Genomic DNA, 2,240 nt, shown 5'->3' with positions numbered 1-2,240 from the left:
CTTCTCGCGTGTGTGATCGGTACGTGGCACGGGGCCGCGGGCACCACGGCCGGGCGGTCTAGGCGGTGTGCTGGGCCACCAGTACCAGAGCTGTCACGAGGACCACCATGAGCACGATGAGCGTCACGGGGTTCAGGCCGGAGAAGGGGCCCTCCTGCTGGAGGCGCTCTCGGTTCGCCCGGCACACCGGACAGCGGCCCTGGCTGACGGGTGCGGCGCAGTTCGCGCACACGAGCCGGTCATATGTCATGCGCTCCTCCTCTCGTCCCCTCGGTCTTCTGCTGCCTATAACGGCGTGGGGAACCGGAGCGTTCCCCCTACCACTGTGCCAGCTTCGCCGACATTCGGCGCGGCCCGTCCGGGCAATCACCATCCTGAGTGCCCGCACCCCGGGATATATGGGACAAGTCCGGAGGCCGGGTCCACACCTCGCGCCCGTTCGCGTATGGTCACGCACACCTACTCCCGGCGACCGTGGTGCACCCGTGATCCGATTCGACAGTGTCTCCAAGTCCTACCCGAAGCAGAGCCGTCCCGCACTCAGAGAAGTCTCCCTCGACATCGCGAAGGGCGAGTTCGTCTTCCTGGTCGGCTCCTCCGGCTCCGGCAAGTCCACCTTCCTGCGGCTCATCCTGCGCGAGGAGCGGGCGAGCCACGGCCAGGTGCACGTCCTGGGCAAGGACCTCGCCAAGCTCTCCAACTGGAAGGTTCCGCAGATGCGGCGCCAGCTGGGGACCGTCTTCCAGGACTTCCGCCTGCTGCCCAACAAGACGGTGGCCGAGAACGTGGCCTTCGCCCAGGAGGTCATCGGCAAGCCGCGCGGCGAGATCCGCAAGGCCGTCCCGCAGGTCCTCGAACTCGTGGGTCTGGGCGGGAAGGAGGAGCGGATGCCGGGTGAGCTCTCCGGCGGTGAGCAGCAGCGCGTGGCCATCGCCCGCGCCTTCGTCAACCGCCCCGCCCTGCTGATCGCGGACGAGCCCACCGGCAACCTCGACCCGCAGACCTCGGTCGGGATCATGAAGCTGCTGGACCGGATCAACCGGACCGGCACCACGGTGATCATGGCCACCCACGACCAGCAGATCGTCGACCAGATGCGCAAGCGCGTCATCGAACTCGAACAGGGCCGACTCGTGCGCGACCAGTCGCGCGGCGTCTACGGCTACCAGCACTGAAAGGTCCCTGAGACGCAATGCGCGCCCAGTTCGTCATGTCGGAGATCGGCGTCGGTCTCCGTCGCAATCTCACCATGACCTTCGCGGTCATCATCTCGGTGGGCCTCTCGCTGGCCCTGTTCGGTGGCTCCATGCTCATGAGCGAGCAGGTGAGCAAGATGAAGGGCTTCTGGTACGACAAGGCCAACGTCTCGATCTACCTCTGCAACAAGCAGGACGCCGTGGAGGCGAGCGAGGCCGCGACCAAGAAGGCCGACGGTTCGGCGGCCGGCTCCACGGGAGTCACCACCTGCGCCAAGGGCGCGGTGACCGATGAGCAGAAGAAGCAGATCGAGTCCGAGCTCAAGCAGATGTCCCTGGTGAAGTCCGTCGCCTACGAGTCGGCGGACGAGGCGTACAAGCACTACCAGGAGCGGTTCGGGAACACGGCGCTCGCCTCCTCCATCATGCCCGACCAGATGCAGGAGTCCTTCCGCGTCAAGCTGAAGGACCCGGAGAAGTACAAGGTCGTCACCTCCGCGTTCGTCGGCCGGGACGGCATCCACACCGTCGACGACCAGCGTCAGGCCATCGACGACCTCTTCCGCATCCTCAACTACCTGAACATCGCCGCGCTCGCCATCATGCTGATCATGCTGATCGTGGCGCTGCTGCTGATCGTCAACACCGTGCGCGTCTCGGCGTTCAGCCGACGGCGTGAGACGGGGATCATGCGCCTGGTGGGTGCCTCCAGCTTCTACATCCAGGTTCCCTTCATCATGGAGGCGGCCGTCGCCGGCCTCATCGGTGCGCTCTTCGCCTGCGCCATGCTCATGTCCGGCCAGTACTTCGTGATCGACCACGGCGTCGGCCTGCGGGACAAGATTCAGCTCATCGACTTCATGGGCTGGGGATCGGTGCTGGCCAAGCTCCCCTACGTGCTCTTCATCGGCCTCCTGATGCCCTCCATGGCCGCCTTCATCGCCCTGCGCAAGTACCTGAAGGTGTGACAAGCGCCCCGCGAGCGGTACGGCCAACCACCCGTACCGGCGCGGGGCTTGTCCTAGACTCGGCGCCATGCTGGGC

At 66.0% G+C, this 2,240-nt stretch carries 3 protein-coding genes; 2 read left to right on the top strand and 1 reads right to left on the bottom strand.

Annotated features, from left to right (window positions below; all coding sequences use genetic code 11):
* Nucleotides 1–58: 58 nt before the first annotated feature.
* A complete protein-coding gene (locus ACWGIU_RS36185) occupies nucleotides 59–250 on the bottom strand; it encodes a hypothetical protein (protein WP_030011325.1) in 192 nt (63 codons plus the stop codon).
* 235 nt (nucleotides 251–485) lie between these two features.
* On the opposite strand from ACWGIU_RS36185, the gene ftsE reads away from it, so the two are divergent.
* The gene (gene ftsE, locus ACWGIU_RS36180) at nucleotides 486–1,175 is read left to right on the top strand and encodes a cell division ATP-binding protein FtsE (protein WP_030011324.1); all 690 of its coding nucleotides are present in this window, start codon (nucleotides 486–488) and stop codon (nucleotides 1,173–1,175) included.
* A 17-nt stretch (nucleotides 1,176–1,192) separates the two neighbouring features.
* The gene (gene ftsX / locus ACWGIU_RS36175) at nucleotides 1,193–2,164 is read left to right on the top strand and encodes a permease-like cell division protein FtsX (RefSeq protein WP_453712323.1); all 972 of its coding nucleotides are present in this window, start codon (nucleotides 1,193–1,195) and stop codon (nucleotides 2,162–2,164) included.
* The last annotated feature ends 76 nt before the right edge of the window (nucleotides 2,165–2,240 follow it).

This window comes from Streptomyces sp. NPDC054840, from assembly GCF_053611065.1.
Note: the sequence above shows the minus strand (reverse complement) of the source record. Positions and strands in the feature narration are given on the sequence as shown.

Bases quoted from the DNA above. Each gene is read 5' to 3' on its own strand.
- ACWGIU_RS36185 (WP_030011325.1), bottom strand. From the start codon at position 250: ATGACATATGACCGGCTCGTGTGCGCGAACTGCGCCGCACCCGTCAGC.
- ftsX (WP_453712323.1), top strand. From the start codon at position 1,193: ATGCGCGCCCAGTTCGTCATGTCGGAGATCGGCGTCGGTCTCCGTCGC.